This window comes from Parapedobacter sp. ISTM3 (assembly GCF_016533505.1).
Taxonomy (GTDB): domain Bacteria; phylum Bacteroidota; class Bacteroidia; order Sphingobacteriales; family Sphingobacteriaceae; genus Parapedobacter; species Parapedobacter luteus.
In genome coordinates, this window is sequence record NZ_JAENGN010000006.1 from 1 (window position 1) to 18,769 (window position 18,769).

21 protein-coding genes and 1 tRNA gene are annotated in these 18,769 nt (G+C 48.5%); 12 read left to right on the forward strand and 10 right to left on the reverse strand.

The window, feature by feature from the left end; all coding sequences use genetic code 11:
* Positions 1 to 380: 380 nt before the first annotated feature.
* Positions 381 to 971: a hypothetical protein gene (locus JHJ32_RS09645; RefSeq protein WP_139378544.1), complete on the reverse strand. Its 591-nt coding sequence runs from the start codon at positions 969 to 971 to the stop codon at positions 381 to 383.
* 238 nt (positions 972 to 1,209) lie between these two features.
* Complete coding sequence (locus JHJ32_RS09650) at positions 1,210 to 2,451, reverse strand: metallophosphoesterase (RefSeq protein ID WP_200120850.1); 1,242 nt, start codon at positions 2,449 to 2,451, stop codon at positions 1,210 to 1,212.
* A 108-nt stretch (positions 2,452 to 2,559) separates the two neighbouring features.
* Here JHJ32_RS09650 and JHJ32_RS09655 point away from each other — a divergent pair, with 108 nt between their 5' ends.
* Positions 2,560 to 3,447 (forward strand): DUF4886 domain-containing protein, encoded by an 888-nt coding sequence (locus JHJ32_RS09655; protein WP_079716024.1) that lies wholly within the window; start codon positions 2,560 to 2,562, stop codon positions 3,445 to 3,447.
* Here the strand turns inward: JHJ32_RS09655 and JHJ32_RS09660 are convergent.
* The 5 genes from JHJ32_RS09660 to surE all read right to left on the reverse strand — a co-directional run bounded on the left by JHJ32_RS09660 (position 3,416) and on the right by surE (position 7,925).
* Entirely contained in the window at positions 3,416 to 4,843 is a 1,428-nt protein-coding gene (locus JHJ32_RS09660; RefSeq protein WP_200120851.1) for a sodium:alanine symporter family protein, read from the reverse strand. The genes JHJ32_RS09655 and JHJ32_RS09660 overlap by 32 nt on opposite strands.
* Positions 4,844 to 5,198: 355 nt before the next feature.
* Positions 5,199 to 5,837 (reverse strand): hypothetical protein, encoded by a 639-nt coding sequence (locus JHJ32_RS09665; protein WP_200120852.1) that lies wholly within the window; start codon positions 5,835 to 5,837, stop codon positions 5,199 to 5,201.
* The gene (locus tag JHJ32_RS09670; RefSeq protein WP_200120853.1) at positions 5,774 to 6,514 is read right to left on the reverse strand and encodes a TIGR00341 family protein; all 741 of its coding nucleotides are present in this window, start codon (positions 6,512 to 6,514) and stop codon (positions 5,774 to 5,776) included. Before JHJ32_RS09670 ends, JHJ32_RS09665 begins: the two co-directional genes overlap by 64 nt.
* Before the next feature lie 51 nt (positions 6,515 to 6,565).
* A complete protein-coding gene (locus JHJ32_RS09675) occupies positions 6,566 to 7,132 on the reverse strand; it encodes a YqgE/AlgH family protein (RefSeq protein ID WP_079715767.1) in 567 nt (188 codons plus the stop codon).
* Positions 7,133 to 7,184: 52 nt separating this feature from the next.
* Entirely contained in the window at positions 7,185 to 7,925 is a 741-nt protein-coding gene (surE, locus tag JHJ32_RS09680; protein WP_079715768.1) for a 5'/3'-nucleotidase SurE, read from the reverse strand.
* Between the two features lie 110 nt (positions 7,926 to 8,035).
* Between surE and JHJ32_RS09685 the strand changes: the two genes are divergently transcribed.
* Entirely contained in the window at positions 8,036 to 8,950 is a 915-nt protein-coding gene (locus JHJ32_RS09685; RefSeq protein ID WP_200120854.1) for a diacylglycerol kinase family protein, read from the forward strand.
* Here the strand turns inward: JHJ32_RS09685 and JHJ32_RS09690 are convergent.
* A complete protein-coding gene (locus JHJ32_RS09690) occupies positions 8,947 to 9,573 on the reverse strand; it encodes an HAD family phosphatase (RefSeq protein ID WP_200120855.1) in 627 nt (208 codons plus the stop codon). The genes JHJ32_RS09685 and JHJ32_RS09690 overlap by 4 nt on opposite strands.
* Before the next feature lie 65 nt (positions 9,574 to 9,638).
* Here JHJ32_RS09690 and JHJ32_RS09695 point away from each other — a divergent pair.
* From JHJ32_RS09695 to JHJ32_RS09735, 9 genes are all read left to right on the forward strand, one after another.
* Positions 9,639 to 9,712, forward strand: a tRNA-Ile gene (locus JHJ32_RS09695).
* Between the two features lie 212 nt (positions 9,713 to 9,924).
* The gene (locus tag JHJ32_RS09700) at positions 9,925 to 11,022 is read left to right on the forward strand and encodes an AraC family transcriptional regulator (protein WP_200120856.1); all 1,098 of its coding nucleotides are present in this window, start codon (positions 9,925 to 9,927) and stop codon (positions 11,020 to 11,022) included.
* Positions 11,023 to 11,272: 250 nt separating this feature from the next.
* A complete protein-coding gene (locus tag JHJ32_RS09705) occupies positions 11,273 to 11,680 on the forward strand; it encodes a hypothetical protein (protein WP_079715773.1) in 408 nt (135 codons plus the stop codon).
* 105 nt (positions 11,681 to 11,785) lie between these two features.
* Positions 11,786 to 12,562, forward strand: a complete 777-nt coding sequence (locus JHJ32_RS09710) for an SDR family oxidoreductase (protein ID WP_233632598.1) — start codon at positions 11,786 to 11,788, stop codon at positions 12,560 to 12,562.
* Between the two features lie 139 nt (positions 12,563 to 12,701).
* On the forward strand, positions 12,702 to 12,893 hold the full coding sequence (gene rpsU / locus JHJ32_RS09715) for a 30S ribosomal protein S21 (protein ID WP_079715774.1): 192 nt from the start codon (positions 12,702 to 12,704) through the stop codon (positions 12,891 to 12,893).
* A 93-nt stretch (positions 12,894 to 12,986) separates the two neighbouring features.
* Positions 12,987 to 13,868 carry a tyrosine-type recombinase/integrase gene (locus JHJ32_RS09720; protein WP_200120858.1) on the forward strand — a complete coding sequence of 294 codons (882 nt, stop codon included), beginning with the start codon at positions 12,987 to 12,989 and terminating at the stop codon, positions 13,866 to 13,868.
* Between the two features lie 15 nt (positions 13,869 to 13,883).
* Entirely contained in the window at positions 13,884 to 14,231 is a 348-nt protein-coding gene (gene hpf, locus JHJ32_RS09725) for a ribosome hibernation-promoting factor, HPF/YfiA family (protein ID WP_079715776.1), read from the forward strand.
* Between the two features lie 99 nt (positions 14,232 to 14,330).
* A complete protein-coding gene (locus tag JHJ32_RS09730; RefSeq protein WP_079715777.1) occupies positions 14,331 to 15,257 on the forward strand; it encodes a helix-hairpin-helix domain-containing protein in 927 nt (308 codons plus the stop codon).
* Entirely contained in the window at positions 15,250 to 15,777 is a 528-nt protein-coding gene (locus JHJ32_RS09735; RefSeq protein ID WP_200120859.1) for an adenine phosphoribosyltransferase, read from the forward strand. Before JHJ32_RS09730 ends, JHJ32_RS09735 begins: the two co-directional genes overlap by 8 nt.
* Here JHJ32_RS09735 and JHJ32_RS09740 read toward each other — a convergent pair whose 3' ends face one another.
* On the reverse strand, positions 15,778 to 16,707 hold the full coding sequence (locus JHJ32_RS09740; RefSeq protein ID WP_200120860.1) for a DUF6263 family protein: 930 nt from the start codon (positions 16,705 to 16,707) through the stop codon (positions 15,778 to 15,780).
* An 86-nt stretch (positions 16,708 to 16,793) separates the two neighbouring features.
* A complete protein-coding gene (locus JHJ32_RS09745) occupies positions 16,794 to 17,270 on the reverse strand; it encodes an AAA family ATPase (RefSeq protein WP_200120985.1) in 477 nt (158 codons plus the stop codon).
* Between the two features lie 337 nt (positions 17,271 to 17,607).
* On the opposite strand from JHJ32_RS09745, the gene JHJ32_RS09750 reads away from it, so the two are divergent.
* Positions 17,608 to 18,768: an acyl-CoA dehydrogenase family protein gene (locus JHJ32_RS09750; RefSeq protein WP_304612943.1), complete on the forward strand. Its 1,161-nt coding sequence runs from the start codon at positions 17,608 to 17,610 to the stop codon at positions 18,766 to 18,768.
* Position 18,769 lies beyond the last annotated feature (1 nt).

Sequence of the window (18,769 nt, forward strand, 5' to 3'; positions counted from 1 at the left end):
GGCACGCGCAACGAGCCGCTGAACCGGCGTATCAGCAACAATACCCACGAAATCGGCCTGAGCTACCGGTTTGGCGGCATCATCGGGATGCTTTAAGGTCCGCGGGTTTGCGCGTTGCTATAAATACGCTGCCTATACAAGATACAAGGCCTGTACGGCATGCCCGCAGAAAAATGATATCTTTGGGCATTTGTATAATCGACGTCGCCCATGAAAGGATTGAAACAACTGGGGCTGGTGTTTTGAATCTGCAACGGTATTGATGCGGCATCGGCAAGCGGCTGCCCCGATATTCCTGATCTGACAATGCCCCACGCATCAGGTGGGGCATTGTGCGGCGTCGGTATGACGCCTATGGATGTCCGGGCCTTGGCAACGGATTATCGGGTGGCGATAATGGTTTTGTGCGTATCTGACAGCAACATATCGGCACGCTTGATGGATTCGTGGATGTACTGTTCAACCTCGGTGAGCATGGGCAGCGTCTTTGCAAGGCTGGCATGGGCTTCTTTCGTTTTCTTGAGCGCTTTGGCCTCGCGTTTGAGTTCCTTCTTCAACTGGGTCTGCAGCACTGCGATGTGGCGTGCTTCCTGGGCGGTCCGTTGCTCATGGGCGCGGGCGTATCGCACCTTGATTTCGGCGATGGCTTTTTGGCTTTCCTCCACGCGGATGCCGTTGTCGATGTCTTGCTGGTATACGCCTACAAAAAAGGCTTCATCGCGCGCCAGGTCGGCGTGGCTGCCTGTCTGGTTTTGGATGCGCTGTACTGCTAAGTCGTATTGCTGCCATAGAACGCTGACGTTGCGCTCATGGAAGGCGACCTGTGATTTGAAAGCTTCCAACCGCTTGGTGAGTTCGCTGACCTCGTTTGTAATGGGATGGATGGCCACGGGTTTGTCGGCAGCATGGGCAAAGCATGTGGTTCCTGCATTTGCTGTGGCAAAAAGTGTGATGATGGCTAATGTTTTCATGATGTTGTTTTTTTGATTATCAATTTTTATTTTCTCTCCTGATTTTGCCGGCTTCTGTACCGCCGGGTGTTTTCCCCGGCTTGGCATCGCCGTACTGTGCCAATACATGATATTTCTGTACCAAAATCACAATGTGTTGATATTCAGTAAAATAAATTTTGTCATAAATGGAGGGCTGTTCGATAACGGACAATCGATTGTCCGCTTGCGTACGGAATCGGGCAATACGATCGTGGTATCAGGCTTCCACCAGTTCCAGCAAGGCTATCTCTGGTGGCATCCCCAGTCGGCCAAGGTAGCCCAGAAAGCCGAATCCGCGGTTGACGTAAAGGTATTGTGACCCCCGTTGGTAAAGGCCAGCCCATTGTTTGTAAAAATATTGCACTGGACTCCACCTGAGCCACTTCGACTCAATGCCGAATTGCATGCCGTGCGTATGCCCGCTGAGGGTAAGCGCGATTTGCGGATAAGCGCCGACCACCTCGGCTTCCCAATGGGAGGGATCATGGCTGAGGAGGATGACCGGCGGCTCGCCTGATATCCCCGAAAGGGCTTTGGCGAGGTTCCCATAGCGGGAAAAGGCGGCCCGGCCGCTCCAGTTTTCGACTCCGGCGACGACGAGTGCATCGCCATTTTTCTTGATGGTCACGGATTCATTCAAGAGCACCCGCCAGCCGGCCAAACGCTGGTAATGCAGCAACGTCTGGAGGTTGTGCTGCTTGGCACTGAGCGATGGCCAGCGGACGTAATCGCCGTAGTCGTGATTGCCCAAGACGGAAAAGACGCCCAAAGGCGCGCGGAGTCTGGCGAAAATGTCGAGGTAGGGCTTAAACTCAGCTGCCCGGTTGTTAACCAGGTCACCGGAGAAGAGGATGAGATCGGGCCGCAGTGCCATGGCCATATCGACTCCCTTGCTGACCGCGTCAGGATTGTCATAACTCCCCGAGTGGATATCGGACAGCTGCACAATCCGCAGCCCATGGAATGCTTTCGGAAGACCGCGGATGGGTATTTTCACAGTTCGTACCTGATAACGGTAACGCCGGGATACGCCATACAGCAAACCGATGGTCAGCATGCCGCCGGATAGCATGGCCAATTGGCCGGCAATGGGACTGCGCGATAGGTTGGTGGTCCCGCTGGAAGGCGTAGCGGACCAGGCAGTTTGCAACACCACCCATACGGCCCTCACGCCAACGAGCAGATCACTCATGAACATCACCGATGCCATGACGATCTGCCCGAGAAGCACTGCAATTAGCGCATGTACGGTGTGCTTGAGGGCAGCGCTGGGCCAGCCGATGGACGACCAGCGGCTGAACATCACCGGGCTGACCAATGCGCCTGCACTGACCAACAGGTAGGCGGCTATCAGCACATGCCGGGTGGGCACATCCATGTCCTTCAGCCCCGTGTATACAGCGGTGAAGGCGTAGTATACCGTGCCTGCAAAAAATACCAGGAAATAAAATATCCGCATGCTGTTTGTCCCAAAGCCATAAATATCGGAAATAGAATCCGTAACCCGCTAAACAGGAGAGATTGTTTTACTTTTTTGAATATGCGCGGATTTTTGTTATCATTGGTGATGCGAAAAGTTAATCGGGCGATGTTATTGTTGGTCATGGCCGTGGCCTGTAGCGTCCATGCATGGGCCATGAATGCAGCCGATACGTTGAGAGTATTGGCTATCGGCAACAGTTTTTCGGAAGACGCTGTAGAACAATATTTATATGAACTGGCCGCGGCCGCCGGTAAGCCGGTAGTGATCGGCAATATGTACATCGGTGGGGCGCCGCTGTCACTCCATTGGGAAAATGCGCAAGGCGACAAGGATGCGTACAGCTACCGGAAAATCGATGCCAACGGAAAGAAACACACGCGCGAACAGGTGAGCATACGTACTGCACTGCGTGACGAGCCGTGGGACTACGTGTCCCTGCAACAGGCAAGTCCGCTCTCCGGCCGCTTTGACTCCTATGCGCAGCCTATCCATGCGCTGCACCGGTATATCGACAGTGTGTCCGAAGGCACGGTGAAATATAGCTGGCATCAGACCTGGGCATACGCACCGTCTTCGACACACGAGGGCTTTGCTGCCTACGGCAAAAACCAACAGACGATGTACCGCGCTATCATGGAGGCTTCCCGAAAGGCACAGGCGCTTATTCCGTTTGACTTGCTGATACCCAGTGGAACGGCTATCCAGAATGCGCGCATGACTTTCCTGGGCGATGATCTGACACGGGATGGCTACCATCTTGACCTGCATATCGGGCGGTTTATTGCGGCATGCACGTGGTTTGAAGCGTTATTCGGCCAGCAGGCTCCGGTGGACCGCTACCGTCCTGAACAGGTGACCCAGCAGGAGGCTGATGTGGCAGGTGAGGCAGCCCATGCCGCTATCCTGCAGCCGTTTGCCGTGTCGGCAATCGCTGCTTCCACTACTTCTCATTCCAATGCTCGGCACCGGTAATGCCGTGTTCTGCCGCGTTAAATACGGGATCCTTGCCGGCTTTTTTCTGCTTACGGTAGTCTTTCAACGCCTGTAAAGCGGGCTTGCGAAGCAATAGAATTGCGATAAGGTTGAGCCACGCCATGAGACCTACGCCGATATCGCCCAGTGTCCAGGCTGCTTCGGCGGTTTTCACGGTGCCGTAGTACGTGGCAAATAAAATGAGTACGCGTAGCACCCAAATTGCCCACCGATGGCGCCCTTTGCTATCCAGGTAGCTCAAATTGGTCTCGGCCATGTAGTAATAGGCCATGATGGTGGTAAAAGCAAAAAACAGCAGCGCAATAGCCACAGCAGGCCCGCCGATGGTAGGGAAATGCGCTGCAATAGCATGCTGAGTATATGCAGGGCCGATTTCTACGCCGGGAAGGTTTTCGACAAGGTATCCGCCATCGGGATGCTGGACATTGTATTGGCCTGTGAAAAGAATCATGAAAGCCGTCGCTGTGCAGACAAATAGGGTATCCACATATACGGAAAATGCCTGCACAAGCCCCTGCTTGGCCGGGTGGCTTACCTCCGCTGCCGCCGCCGCGTGGGGTGCTGTGCCTTGTCCGGCTTCATTGGAATAAATGCCCCGCTTGACGCCCCATGCGACCGCCGCACCGATAACTGCGGCAAATGCGGGTTCAAGGTTGAATGCGGATTCTACAATCAACAGGAGTACATCAGGCACCTGCCTGAAATGAAAGGCAATGATGATGAGCGCAAGTAGGATATATCCGCCGGCCATGAACGGTACTACAACTTCAGCTACTTTGGCGATACGCTTGACCCCGCCGATAATGATCAATCCGAGCAGCAGCACCAACGCTATGCCCGTGTATTCCACGGGAATGGAAAATGCCGTAAGGCTGCTTAATGCGATGCTGTTGCTTTGCACGCTGGGAAGAAATAAAGCGGTGCTTAATATCGTGGCCACGGCGAATACGATGGCATACCACTTGACGCCAAGCCCTTTTTCAATATAGAAAGCAGGCCCGCCGCGGTATTGGCCGTCTTTTACCTCTTTATAGATTTGTCCAAGGGTTGCTTCGACATAAGCGGATGCACTGCCAAGGAATGCAATGATCCACATCCAGAAGACTGCGCCGGGCCCGCCCATGGCGATAGCGGTGGCGACGCCGGCGATGTTGCCGGTGCCAATCCGCCCCGACAGCGCGATGGCGAAGGCCTGGAATGAAGAAACTCCTTTTGTTGATGACCCGCCAGTAATCAGAAGCTTGACCATGTCTTTGAAATACCTGACTTGCACAAATCCCGTGGCAAAAGAAAAATAGACGCCTGCTGCCAGGCATAATAGTACTAAAGCATTGCTCCAAATAATGTTATTGATGGCGTTTATCGCTTGTTCCATGTATGGTAAGGTTTGTATCTTGTTGTTGTTTATCTTATCTGCATGAAGTTAGGTAGACCGTTGTGCCGGATGTCTTAACGGGGGCGTACCGGCAAGCTTTCCATGCTCCCGTCGAAAAATCGGCAGGTGCCGAAATACTGGACCGTAGATGCCTGCCGACACGGGCAAAGCCGTGGCATTAAACATGGAAAGAATGGTACATCCAATAAAATTACTGATTAAATTCGGCAAAGGGATTGCTGACATCCCGCAAATCTATAGTTTTTTGCAAGAAATATTGTCCTTTTGTCCCGTTTTTTTTACGGCAAGTTTAATTTGCACAGCCCATGCAACATCAACCGGGCGTAAACGGAGGTTAGTCGATATAAATTTTTACAGAATCGGTAGCCAATCGTGAGCGAAGCCAGTTTTCAAGCTTGGGTTGGTTGTTAATTGTTCTTTTTCTATCAGACGTTTCCAGGAAAAGCGTCAGGTAGTTGCGTGAACGCAGCGAATCGTCATAGACCACTTGGTCGGCAGTGCCGCACGCAATAATTTCTGGGAATAGGGGCTTCAACTCCTGCAGCAATTGCCGGCCTAAATGTTGCCGCTGGACGACGCTGTCTTGCGCGTGCAGGGCTTTGGCCAGATCAGCCCGTAAGCGATTGATCTCAGACTGCTGGGTATTGAGCGCCAGCAGGTTTTCGCTGGCCTCTTCATCGGCTAATGAGAAGCCTTGCTGGATGATGATGTTTTCCTCATCAAGGCCATAATGCCTTGCCTTTGCAATGACTTCTTGCTTGGTGCGCTCAGGGATAAGACGGCCGCCATAGATGAGGCGTATGCCCCGCTTAACCGGATCGATCTCGGACTTCAACAGGTAATCGCCTTCGATATAGGTTTCGTTGCGGATGTAAGCGTTGGCTTGCTGCGTAAATCGCTCCTGTTTGACTAATAGGTAGCCGAGAAATATAGACTGGGAAGGATGGTGACGGTAGCGATAACGCTGACCCACCGGTTGGCAATCTTCTTCGTGCTTTCATCGACACCGTGCCAAATGGGATAGTTCAGAAAGCGGACGGTCATCAGCGTCGCTACTGCAATGAATACCGTATTAATGGTAAATAGGTAAAATGCACCGAAAAAATAATTCCACGTGCCGGTGGCCAGCCCGTATCCTGCTGTGCACAGTGGCGGCATCAACGCCGTGGCAATGGCCACTCCGGGTATGACGTTGCCTTTTTGTTTGCTTGAGAGTGCCACGATACCTGCCAGCCCGCCCACCAGCGCGATGACGACGTCATAGATGTTGGGCTGCGTGCGGGCAAGCAACTCCGAGTGGGCTTCGCTGAGTGGCGTGGCCAGGAAATAAAGCGTGGAGGCGGCCAGACTGGATCCGACGGCAAAGCCGAAATTGGTCAACGACCTACGTAACAGCCGGAAATCATAGGTGGCCAAGCTGTAGCCGACGCCTAAAATAGGCCCCATTAACGGGGAAATCAACATGGCTCCGATGACTACCGCGGTAGAGTTTACGTTTAGCCCAACGCAGGCAATGACGATGGCAAAGATGAGAATCCAGAGATTGGTTCCTTTGAAATAGATCCCTTTCTCGACGGTGTCGTGTATGATATCAAAATCTTCTTGTTCGGATTTTATATTGAATTTCTCCGAGAGCCGTTGAATATTCATGGCTCGAAGATACGATTTTTTTGATATCAAGGCTTACGGGCAGCCCCGTATCTAGTTCCACATCGGGTTTTGCGGGAAATTGGCGACGTGCGCATACTTGGGTCCAAGGGAGACAATAGCTTCCTTCCAAAGGTTTTCGCCGTCGTTGCCCAATGTAATGTCGGGATGATAGTGGTTGCTGATAACCCATGCATTCTCTTTCAGCTCGTCGTCCAGTTGGCCGGGGCTCCATCCTGAGTAGCCGATAAAAAACTTAATTTCATCTTGCTGTATGTCGCCATTGCGGATAAGGATTTGCAGGCTTTCGAAATTGCCCCCCCAATAGATGCCGTTGCCCAAACCTATACCGCTGTGCAGCTTGTCGTAGCACTTGTGGATAAAATGAATGCTTTCCTGGGCTACCGGACCTCCGAAAAACAGCGGGAAATCTGCTTCGGGAAAACCGTCCATGACATCTTTAAGCTGTACGGAGGCAGGCTGATTGAGCACATAACCGATGGTTCCATCTTCGGCGTTGTGTTCGCACAGCAGGATGACGGCCCGCTGAAAATTGGGATCGAGCATAAAAGGCTCTGATATCAGCAAACTGGCTATCTGGGGTATGTTTTTGTTGAACATGGCTAATCTGTTTATGATACTGTAAATGTAGTGAAAAAAGTTTTATCTAAATTTACGGCCATGTGTTTGTTGCCACCAATTTGGTCAATTTGTTTTCGTCTGTGAGATCGAGCCGCAATGGCGTTACGGAAACAAATCCATTCTCTACCGCCCACCTATCGGTGCCTTTTTCGGCCGGTTCCAGCGGACTTACCGTAAACCAATAATGCTTCCGACCCATGGGATCTTTGCCGGGCTCGATTTTACCATCGTAAAGCCTTACGGATTGCCTCGTCCAGCGGATGCCTGTGGGCTCCGGCGGATAGTTTACGTTGTACAGGGCGATTTCCGTGGGATCTTGAAGCAGCCGGTCCAGCGTTTTTTCGACATAGGGAGTGAGGAGCTCAAAGTTTGGCTCGGTATTGCCTACCGGGGTGCTTAGCGCAATACCTTTTTTGCCGAGTAGCACGGCTTGTTTTGCGGCTGCCAATGTGCCTGAATGCCACATGGAATTGCCGAGATTCGGGCCCATGTTGATGCCGGACAGTACTACTTGGATATTGTTGCGCAAATGCGTGCCCAACGCTACGCAGTCGGCCGGTGTGCCGTTGACACGGTATGCCTCTATACCCGGGAAATCAATGGGAGACTTTTTGTAGGACAACGGTCGGGAATGGGTCACAGCGTGGCCCATAGACGACTGCTCGACATCGGGAGCCACGACGACCACTTCCCCGAATTTGGCCGCAATCTTTGCCAATGTGTTGATACCCGGACTGTAAATGCCATCATCGTTGGTCACTAAAATACGCATAAGTAATTGAATTAATAAGCACCAAAGTGGTGCGATATGAACGTTGCTATGTTACAAACAAGTCTTCGCGATTTTTTGTTTTGTCCAAAAATGAGAAGGAACTATCGAACATGGAAGTTAGCAGACATGCACACTTGTTGCATAACCCCAAGGCTGGGGACGGGGATCATATGAAAGAAGAATTGATGCAGACGATAGTGTCCTGTGGATTTACCTGCCAATACAGCTCCACCAAGGAAAAGCAATGGGGGCGCTTGAAGGCTAAGACGGCGCTGGTGGTCATTGCCGGGGGTGACGGTACGGTACGGCAGGTGATGAAGCGCTTACTCGCGCGCCGGCTATTGGACAAACGTTTGACCGTGGCCATCTTGCCTGCCGGTACGGCAAATAATTTTGCGAAGACATTAGGGGCTTCCCCGGCATTGGCAGGCCTGAGCCGCACAATTGCTGAGTGGAATGTGAAGAAAATCGATGTGGGGGCGATAAGCAACGTGCCTGATGCTAATTTTTTCCTGGAAGGTGCCGGGATGGGGATTTTTCCCAAACTGATCAAGGAAATGAAGGAAACCGACCACAACGAAGTGGAGACGGCGGACGACGAATTGGATGTGGCGTTGGACAAGTTAATCGAAATAACGGAGCGATACACGCCGAAATGGGCGAGAATCACCGTCGATGGTGTACTATATGAAGGTGATTACCTCCTCGTGGAAGTGTTGAACATCAAGTCCGTCGGGCCCAACCTGGAGCTTGCGCCCCAAGCGGATCCTACGGACGGGAAGTTTCAGGTCGCTTTGTTGAAGGAAGCTGATCGGGATGCATTCCTTAAGTACCTGCACGCCTTGAAAAAGCCAACCAGTAGAAAACGTTTGAACCTGCCCCTGCAATTGATAGAAGCCCGTCAGGAAATCACGATTACCGCTGACAACCGGTTGATCCATGTCGATGACGAGCTGATAACGATAAAGCGCCGCCGTCTCATCAAAGTGGAGGTAAGACCCGGTATTATCGATGTGATTGTTTAGCGCATTCGGCTCAAAAATGCAGGTAGCGTGTCGCCCGGCAAGAGCAGGTGCGTCTGGATCCCAAGCGCCTTGGCGGTGTCGATGTGCTGCGGGCTGTCATCGATGAAAAGCGTTTGTGCTGGCAACAGGCCATGGGTTTGTAGCACAAATTCGAAAATTTCTTTGTCTGGCTTGCGCATCCCAAGCAAGTGGGAGTAATAGTCTTTTTCGAAAAATGCCGAATTGTCTGTAAGTCCAAATTCGCGTTTGAGATAAGCCATAATCCAGCGATAATGGATCTCGTTGTTGTTGCTCAACAAAAATGTGCGGTATTGTTTTTTTAGTTCAAGAAGCAATTCGTGATGACCGGGCCGTACACCAAGGAGCAGGCTATTCCATGCGGCATCTATTGCTTCATCTGGCAAGGTTTCGTTTCGGGCAGCTTTTCGGATCTCATGACGGAACTGCGCGGCCGTGATAATGCCCTTGTCAAACGCGTCAAAAAGCGCATGCTGTGCTCTATGGCCATAAAATTCATCGACATCTTTGATGCCCAAATCAATAAAAGATTGCCTTAATACAGCGAAGTCAATATCAAACAATACGTTGCCGTAATCCAGGATGATGTTCTTAATATTTTGCATAAAAATTTCGCGATGTATATGCAAATATGTAAATTTGCACCCGCAAAACAATAATGATTTGTACTGCGCCTATAGCTCAGTTGGTTAGAGTAGAAGACTCATAATCTTTTGGTCCCTGGTTCGAGCCCAGGTGGGCGCACGAAACAAAAATGGCTTTTTTCGTAAGGAAAAAGCCATTTTTCGTTTACTGGCAACGGTGGGATGGGATTCACTTGGCATTTTTGTTGAATGCGAGCAGTGGGTTTGATTTTGCATAGTACAATTAGCTGTATCGGGAATGAAAAGGACAAAATCGGATAGGTGAGCGAGTTGTTATTTGGCGATGTCCCTTTTTAGTGTAACTTTAGGATTATGGACACAGATTTTTTTATCACCGTATTGATAGTCGGAGGACTACTATTGTTATCGTTTCTACATTTAACGAACGTCACCTCTGTTAATCGGCGAGCTAACCTATTGTTTGGTGTTTTTACATTTCAATGGTCGACTTTTTGGCTTGATGAGCTCTTGTTTGCAGAATACCTCAACACGACAAATGCCTTGTTCGTCATATTCAGGTTGTTCCAGTTTTTAGTTCCTATATCGTTTATCTTAAGTGTTAAGTTTTATACCGAACCGGATACGAGGTTGGCTTGGAGGCACGCGTGGATAGCTGTTGCGCCTGTGGTATTTTTAGTGTTTCTTTTATCTCCGGAAAGCATCAAAACGGAATCGTTCGAGCTCAGTGCTATCATGTTTTTCTTAGGACATTCCATTTTTTATACGATATGGGCTCACATAAAAATTTTAAAACACCAACGCATTATCAAGTCCATTCATTCTTATACTGAAAATATAGATTTGCGTTGGATTAAATACATTACGTATTCTTTTATCGGGTCAGCGATTGTGGTTGCGGCATACAACTTTTTAACGAAAGCGGAACCACTGAATATTTACATCAATCTGTTTTTTGTTGCGGTTGTTTACCTGGTCGCATTTTACTCGCTTCGACAAAAGGAGATATTTCCCCGGGGAATGGAGCTTTCTGACGTGGTCAGCGGAAATACGCTTATCGAGAAAGCGCAAGATGCGCCTAAGACCAAGGTGGTAGAAGACTCGGAATTGTACATACTGAAGGAGCGGTTGCTCCAGCTGATGGAAAATGAACAACCCTATCTGAATAGCGAGTTGAACCTGGTTAAGTTGGCCGGGCAAATGGGTTTATCTACTCACCAGCTTTCTTACGTAATAAACACGGCATTTGGGGAGAATTTCTTCAATTTCATTAATAGATACAGGGTCCGTAAAGCTAAGGAATTGTTGAAGAACCCAGCGTATGATCGTTTCAATATCTTGGTGATCGGGTATGAATCAGGGTTTAATTCGAAGACATCTTTCAACACCACGTTCAAAAAAATGACAGATTATACGCCCTCAGAATATAGAAGGAAGCGTATTCAGACCTGATTATGTATCGAATCAAACGGAGCTTGGTATATTCAAAATGCTATTTTTTTCATTCTTAGACCTTGCCTGATCGATAGCCACGAGGGCAAGATGCTTTTCGTTCGTCTTTATAAGTGCGGACGTGTAAGTGTTTGTTTTGTAGTACTTTATTTGTTTGATGAAAGGTTGTTCGACTTGATAATGGAGGGCGTTTAACACGCGCTTTGCTTTTAGTTTTGTTGCGGAAATTAAAATGTACTGGGCTTGACTGATGAGCAAAGCATTCACAAAACAAAACGTAGCTATAATGACTGATTTCGTTAAAGGTTCGATTTCAATTGGAGCAGATGTGACTATCATTCAACAGGTACTAATCCAATACAAATACATTAAAGAATGGGAAAAGGGATTTGATTCATTTAAGGAACTTCATGTTTCTGACGGATTGAAATCAATTGTGCATTGGGATATCGAACATGATATAGACTATGTCTTTAGCCTGGCAGAAAATAAAAACGGCGTTTCGTTGGAAATTATGGTAGGTGACTTAACTCGGCGTCACGGCGAAAAATACAAGTTGGATGAGATAAAATACTACGTTGATACCGTCCTATGCCGTATCAAAGGGTTGTCCGAAAGTCTACATATTGATTTACGGCATCGCTCGGAGGCTCGGTAGGGGCTAAGCCATATCTTCACCCTATCACGTGATAAACAATTCTCCGAGCGTTATCAGGGTTTTGCGAATGGGCCACTTTTGACCACAAGAATGATACTTCAGATGATGGAAGGAAAATATGCTGTAATTACGGGTTCAAGTCAGGGATTGGGCAAATCCTTTGCCTACGAATTGGCAAAGAACGGTTGGAATCTGATCTTGATCAGTCTGCCGGATGAGAATCTACAAACGATAAGCAAGCGTCTCCATAGCCTTTTTGGCATACGTGCGTTTTATTATGAAACCGACTTGGCCATAAAGGAAAACGTGATGGCGGCGTCTGATTGGATAAACGGGAATTTCGATGTCCAAATGTTGATCAATAATGCCGGGATCGGTGGTACCAAACGGTTTGATGAAGCCTCTTCCGCATATATAGAAAAAATTATTCAACTTAACGTACTTGCCACCACATTACTCACGCATCAGCTTTTGCCGAATTTAAAACGGCAAGAAAAATCATACGTGTTGAATGTTTCAAGTCTTGCGGCATTTTCGCCCATTGCCTACAAAACGGTGTACCCGGCATCGAAAGCGTTTATCCATTCTTTTTCCCGCGGGCTTTACCAAGAGCTTAAAGATACCAGCGTTTTCGTTAGCGTGGTAAACCCGGGTCCTATGCGTACTAACCCCGACGCGACTAAACGAATCAACGAGCAAGGAATCTTCGCGAATTTAACCGCGCTGGATCCGGACAAGCTGGCTCGCTACTGCATTCGTCAACTAACGAAAAGAGACACGGTGATCATGGTTAATCCCTTAAGCTGGCTGTTTCTGAAAATCTTGCCAGTTTGGATTCGGCTACCTTTATTATCAAATAAAATAAAAAAGGAACTGCGATAACATGTCGCTGTTATGTTTCGGGATGCATGCGCATTCGACACATCGATTGGGATACCTATGCAGTTTTATTTTATATTTCAAATAATTATACTACCTTTGCAATCCACAAATTTTCGTACGAAAGGAGGTATAACAGGACATGATTATAGTAAATGTAAAAGAAGGTGAATCACTTGATAGGGCGTTGAAGCGTTTTAAGAAGAAGTTTGAAAAGACCGGTGTGCTGCGCGAACTGCGGGCCCGTCAAGCTTATGAAAAAAAATCTGTTGCCCGCCGTACGCAAATAAAAAAGGCTATTTACAAGCAGAGCCTTAACCAAGATACCATCTAAGGATTTTTATCCGGTATAGATAAAAAGCAATTTATTTGCAACATCAGAAAACTATCTGTATATTCAGCATGTAGAATATAAGGGTAGTTTTCGATGTTTATAGACCGTTTTGCCAAATTCCTCCGCTATGAAAAGCGCTATTCGGCGCATACACTTACTGCATATGACCATGAAGTCAATCGTTATATCGAATACCTCGGCGAAGCGGGCATCGACGTCAATGCGGTGACCAACCGCCAGGCAAGGACTTATTTGGCTAACCTGCTGGAAAGTGGCCAGAGCCCGGTAAGCGTCAACAGAAGCCTTTCCGCGCTTCGCACGTATTACAGATTCCTGATGCGCGAAGGGCTGGCATTGCAAAACCCTTTTACATTGATAAAGGCACTTAAAACGCCCAAGAAACTACCCGTAGTAGTCGATAAGGAAAAGCTATCGGCACTGCTGGATGCGGAAGGCGTATTCGCCGATACCTTTGAAGGGCTCCGTGATAAGGTCGTCATGGAACTGCTGTTTGGTACGGGAATCCGGCTTGCTGAGCTGTTGCAAATCTGCGAAGGACATATCGACTTCTACAATAGGAATGTCCTTATCTTTGGTAAACGGAACAAGGAACGGCTCGTTCCGCTCAACCAAACATTAGGTACATTACTTAAACATTACATTGACGTAAAAAAAAAGCAACGTTTTGATAACATTTCATCCCGTCTGATCGTTACTAAAGAAGGGAAGGATGCTTATCCCAAATTGATCTATGACATCGTAACGCATTACCTCAGCGCTATATCTTCGCAACAAAAAAGGAGTCCACATGTATTACGGCATACATTTGCCACCGCGCTGCTTGACAACGGAGCGGATTTAAATGCAATTAAAGAACTATTGGGACACGCGGGGTTAGCTGCTACGCAAGTATATACACACAATTCAGTAGAACGCCTTAAATCGATTTATAAACAAGCCCATCCAAAGGCTTAAAAAAAAGGAGGAAATATGAATATTATTGTGCAATCTATCCGGTTTGATGCAGACAGGAAGTTAATCAAATTTATCCAAAAAAAGGTAAACAAGTTGGACCTGTTCTTTGATCAGATTATTGACGGGGAGTGCTACCTGAAATTGGAGAATGTGGAAGACGAAGCCAATAAAATTACGGAGTTCAAGCTCAATATCCCCGGTAGCCAATTGTTCGCTAAAGCACAGGCGAAATCCTTCGAAGAGGCCACTGACTTGGCTGTGGAATCGCTACGTAGGCAGATTAATAAACATAAGACTAAAACGCGGACCAAAGCGAGTAATCACAAGGCATTGCTGTCTTTGATCGATGAGCGAGTAGCATAAAATACGTCGCGTATATCAAAAAGCCCGGTAAATCAGCGAATTTGCCGGGCTTTTTTATTGTTTTTGCTATCTTGCGGTGCTGGAACCTTACACGTTGTCATGTCGAGCTGGTTTGAAAAGTTTTTTGCTTTCAGTCGTAGCGAATTAAGGGGAATAGGTGTACTTGCCGTGCTGCTTCTGGCCATGGGAGTAGGCGCGCATATATACCGTAGCAGGGAGGTCCGGGAAAATGAGACGTTTCCGGCTTATATAGACACGATTGAGCGTTTTTTGGCGTCGGTAGATAGGCGCACCGAAACGGACAGCCCGGCTGAAACGGCTTCGTCCGAAATTGCATATCAGCTGGCGGAAGTAGACTACTTTCCGTTCGATCCCAATGGTTTGGCTGTGGTAGCATGGAAACGATTGGGGCTTTCCGACAGGCAGATACGCATGATCAAGAACTACGAAGCGAAGGGCGGCCGATTTCGTAAAAAAGAAGACCTGAAAAAAATCTATGCCATCAGTGAATCGGACTATGCCCGCCTTGAGCCGTATATCCATATCCGGCCCGCGACTGCTGAGCGGCCTGCGACTGCCGGGCGGCCTGCCATACCCATTGAAAAAACCGCCCCGGAAGCGCTGTACCTCGACTTGAATACGGCCGATTCACTGGCATTGCAGGCATTGCCGGGCATCGGGCCGGTGTACGCCTCGCGCATTGTGCGGTTTCGGGACAGACTGGGTGGTTTTCATCAGGTCTCGCAGCTCATGGACGTTTATGGGTTTGACACACTCCGGTTTGACGGACTGAAAGACCACGTTTTTGTGGACACCGCGAAAGTGGCTAAAATAGCGCTTAACATGGCGGACTATGCACAGCTGAGCAGTCATCCCCTGATCGGGGCTAAGCTGGCAAACCTCATTGTCCAATACAGAAAGCAGCATGGACCTTATCGCACGCTCACGGATTTATTAGATATTGCCATTATTGACGAAGAGATTTTCCGTAAAATTGTACCTTATTTAACCATAGCTAATGATTGACCAACGACTGAAATCTGTCGTACGCGACGTAAATGACTTTCCCCAACCGGGGATTGTCTTTAAAGATATCACCCCAATCCTCAAAGACCCGGCGCTCTGCAAGGCAATAGTGGATGCGTTTGAAGCGCGATTGCAAGCGGATACAATTGATGTGGTAGCCGGTATTGAAAGCCGGGGCTTCCTGTTTGGGCTGATGCTGGCCCAGCGGTTGGGAAAGCCGTTTGTGCCTATCCGAAAGCAAGGGAAGCTGCCATACCGTACTGTTGCACAGTCATATGCCCTTGAATACGGGGAGGCAACGATTGAGGTCCATGAAGATGCTTTCAATGCCGGCGCCCGGATACTCATTCACGATGACCTGCTGGCCACAGGCGGCACGGTGGCGGCGACTAGCCAGCTCGTACAGCGGCTTGGTGGACTTGTCGCGGGTTATGCGTTTATCATCAGCCTCGATTTCCTTAAGGGTAAGGAACGGTTGGCTGATTACAGTACGCAGGTTGTCTCCTTGGCGGCGTATTAGCTATAATTTTTTACCCGTAATCGTGATGTCTGAAACAATGGACATCGGTATCTGCATGCCCTGTATTTCGATGTCGCCACCGATATCTTGTTTGAGGTTGGTCTGTATCGGGAGTCCGGACTCGACATCTACTTGCAAGGTGCCTTCTTGTGTGCCCTTCAGTTTGAACTCGGCGCCTTGCAACATGGGATTGCCGCCGTTTTGCAGCTTTGAAAAATTCATCTGACCGGCTACCGTCAGGGTAGCCACGTTGCCTTCGGTCTTGGAGAGGACAAACGTGGAGGTTGCTTCGGATTGCATCATGCCGGCAATAGGGCCTGTGAATGCTTTGACCCAGCTGTCGCCGATTTCCACTTGGTTGGCTGGATAAATATTAGTCATCTGATTCATGCTGAGAATCATGGAAGAATCGCCAAAGCTTTGCTTCAGCAGTTCGGCCTGCTGCCCACCGGCCGCATCGATGATGTCGGCCAGACCTTCCACTTTTTCTACGTTTCCTTCTTCATTGATGTACATCTGAAAAGACTTACCGACGAGATTGGAGATTGCGCTTAATTCGTTTGAACTTGCTTCAGGGTTTTCGGAATCAAATGTGATTCTTTGCATGCCAGCGACGTCTGTATCCATTTTTATCCTGCTGAAGGTCACGTTGATGGCAGTGATGCCATTTTGTACCGACTGGATATCATAGATGTATTCGGAAAGGATATCCTGTGTGGTGGCCATCTGCTGGCCCATGAAGCTTTGTGTAATGTTTTGCTTGGTTGCTGACGAAAAAAAATACTGCTCGCCTCGCTTGAGATTGAATTTTAATGTCAATGCCCGGTTATCCGGCAGCACATCTTCTTTTTGGGGTAATGGTAGATCGGAGGATCCCTTGGCAGTGGTAAAAAAGGCTACCAATAAGCCTAATGCGACAGCATGTTTCATAATGTGTTCTTTTTAATGATATGCGTTTCCCTCAAAGGTATACTTTATGAAGGTTCGTTGTGTTTATTTTTTTAAAAAATACCGGGTCACCCCTTTATATGGCTTAACACAAATTCCTTCCGTTTGTCAATAGCGCCTTTGGGCACATCTACCACATCATAACCGTATTGATGATAGGTTTTTTTCATCCGATAATAGGTATATTCGGCTTCTTTCCATGATTGTTTCCGTTCTTTATCCGTTTTATAAATTTCCGGCCAAGGCGGTAGCATAAACACCACCTTGTTGTATCGGCAGGAAAGGGCCGCTTTCATTAGGGATGCGTCAATGGTATAACCAATCATCGTTGCATAACAGATGGCATCGAAAACACTTCGGTCGAAAAAAATGCTGCCGGTGTGGTTCTCGACCGCTTGCTTATAATCTCGGATGGCGGCTTCCAGCATCAGATTTGTATATTTTTCCTTGTTTTTCCAAGGTAAGCCGTCGCCGTTAATTGCCATTTGCTGCTGGATAATGATTCTCGCTGCTTCCGGAACCGCCGGATATCTGCATTTTCCAATGCCTGCACCAGTGTGGTTTTTCCGACTCCAGGTCCTCCGGTTATCACATAAAAACTGAGACGCATATGGTGATTTCTTTTTTTAATTTTATCTTGTATAGTTAGCGGTTTGCAGTTGCAAAACTATGTCCTTTCGGCGTGCCGTTTGCCCTTGCCGTTTTTTTCTGAAAAATATATCATGGTCGGGCCATGTCATAAACCATCTCGGTAATCCAGTGGATAAAAAATTCATACCAGAAACTATTTTATTCTATATTATACCGTATTTTCTTTGGTTTGCTTTTCTTTTTAGATTGTTTATCATTGTGCAAAACCCATTATGATAACGCATTAAACCAATGAATATGCATAGACAATCCGCAATGCACGAAGAAGAAAACCGTGAAATGGTACGCCAGATGGTGCGCGAATTTGTGGCGAAACACATCCAGCCGCATGTGATGGAGTGGGATGAAGGACAGTATTTTCCTGTGGACACCTTTAAAGCAATGGGCGAGCTCGGCGTCATGGGGACCCTGGTGCCCGTTGAGTACGGAGGCGCAGGCTTAGGCTACCATGAATATGTAGACATTATTGTGGAGATAGCGAAGGTCTGCGGGGGCATAGGCCTTTCGTTCGCGGCGCATAACTCGCTGTGCACCGGGCACATCATGACCTTTGGCAACGATAGTCAAAAGCAGCGTTGGCTGCCCAAGCTGGCAGCAGGCGAATGGCTAGGCGCATGGGCACTGACCGAGGCCAATACTGGGTCGGACGCCCTGCGCATGGGGACGACGGCGGTGCTGGATGGAGATGAATATGTGATAAATGGATCAAAAAACTGGATAACACATGGCCAAAGCGGCGACATTGCCGTGGTTATGGTACGTACCGGCGAAAAGGACCGGTCGCATGGCATTTCTGCGCTTGTGGTAGAGAAAGGTACACCGGGTTATAGTTCGGGAAAAAAGGAGAATAAGCTGGGTATGCGAGCGTCGGAAACCACGGAACTCATTTTTGATAATTGCCGGGTACCACGGGAAAACCTACTCGGTACGGAGGGGGAAGGCTTCAGGCAAGCCATGTCGGTGCTGGACGGCGGACGCATTTCCATTGCGGCATTAGCCTTGGGCATTGCTAAAGGTGCATTGGAAGCTGCCGCCAAGTATGCAAAGGAACGCCATCAATTCGGCCAGCCGATAGCGAATTTCCAGGGTATATCTTTCAAACTGGCGGATATGGCCACGGATATCGAAGCGGCAGAGCTGCTCATCAGGAAGGCTTGCGAACTGAAAAATCAGGGCAGGGAGGTGACCAAAAACTCGGCAATGGCAAAGTACTATGCATCGGAGGTGGCTGTACGCTGTGCGACGGAAGCTGTGCAGATCTTCGGCGGATACGGGTATACCAAGGATTTTCCAGTGGAAAAATTCTACCGGGACGCCAAGTTGTGCACCATCGGCGAAGGTACTTCGGAAATCCAGAAACTAATCATTGCACGTGAAGTGCTGAAAGCTTGAG

What these genes read in the sequence shown, in the direction of transcription:
- JHJ32_RS09675 (WP_079715767.1), bottom strand. Translation starts at nt 7,132, where the DNA reads ATGTTCAACAAAAACATACCCCAGATAGCCAGTTTGCTGATATCAGAG.
- JHJ32_RS09740 (WP_200120860.1), bottom strand. Translation starts at nt 16,707, where the DNA reads ATGAAACATGCTGTCGCATTAGGCTTATTGGTAGCCTTTTTTACCACT.
- JHJ32_RS09720 (WP_200120858.1), top strand. Translation starts at nt 12,987, where the DNA reads ATGTTTATAGACCGTTTTGCCAAATTCCTCCGCTATGAAAAGCGCTAT.
- JHJ32_RS09685 (WP_200120854.1), top strand. Translation starts at nt 8,036, where the DNA reads ATGGAAGTTAGCAGACATGCACACTTGTTGCATAACCCCAAGGCTGGG.
- JHJ32_RS09705 (WP_079715773.1), top strand. Translation starts at nt 11,273, where the DNA reads ATGAGCAAAGCATTCACAAAACAAAACGTAGCTATAATGACTGATTTC.
- JHJ32_RS09645 (WP_139378544.1), bottom strand. Translation starts at nt 971, where the DNA reads ATGAAAACATTAGCCATCATCACACTTTTTGCCACAGCAAATGCAGGA.
- JHJ32_RS09710 (WP_233632598.1), top strand. Translation starts at nt 11,786, where the DNA reads ATGGAAGGAAAATATGCTGTAATTACGGGTTCAAGTCAGGGATTGGGC.
- JHJ32_RS09730 (WP_079715777.1), top strand. Translation starts at nt 14,331, where the DNA reads ATGTCGAGCTGGTTTGAAAAGTTTTTTGCTTTCAGTCGTAGCGAATTA.
- JHJ32_RS09660 (WP_200120851.1), bottom strand. Translation starts at nt 4,843, where the DNA reads ATGGAACAAGCGATAAACGCCATCAATAACATTATTTGGAGCAATGCT.
- JHJ32_RS09735 (WP_200120859.1), top strand. Translation starts at nt 15,250, where the DNA reads ATGATTGACCAACGACTGAAATCTGTCGTACGCGACGTAAATGACTTT.
- rpsU (WP_079715774.1), top strand. Translation starts at nt 12,702, where the DNA reads ATGATTATAGTAAATGTAAAAGAAGGTGAATCACTTGATAGGGCGTTG.
- JHJ32_RS09750 (WP_304612943.1), top strand. Translation starts at nt 17,608, where the DNA reads ATGAATATGCATAGACAATCCGCAATGCACGAAGAAGAAAACCGTGAA.
- JHJ32_RS09670 (WP_200120853.1), bottom strand. Translation starts at nt 6,514, where the DNA reads ATGAATATTCAACGGCTCTCGGAGAAATTCAATATAAAATCCGAACAA.
- JHJ32_RS09655 (WP_079716024.1), top strand. Translation starts at nt 2,560, where the DNA reads ATGCGAAAAGTTAATCGGGCGATGTTATTGTTGGTCATGGCCGTGGCC.
- JHJ32_RS09650 (WP_200120850.1), bottom strand. Translation starts at nt 2,451, where the DNA reads ATGCGGATATTTTATTTCCTGGTATTTTTTGCAGGCACGGTATACTAC.
- hpf (WP_079715776.1), top strand. Translation starts at nt 13,884, where the DNA reads ATGAATATTATTGTGCAATCTATCCGGTTTGATGCAGACAGGAAGTTA.
- surE (WP_079715768.1), bottom strand. Translation starts at nt 7,925, where the DNA reads ATGCGTATTTTAGTGACCAACGATGATGGCATTTACAGTCCGGGTATC.
- JHJ32_RS09690 (WP_200120855.1), bottom strand. Translation starts at nt 9,573, where the DNA reads ATGCAAAATATTAAGAACATCATCCTGGATTACGGCAACGTATTGTTT.
- JHJ32_RS09700 (WP_200120856.1), top strand. Translation starts at nt 9,925, where the DNA reads ATGGACACAGATTTTTTTATCACCGTATTGATAGTCGGAGGACTACTA.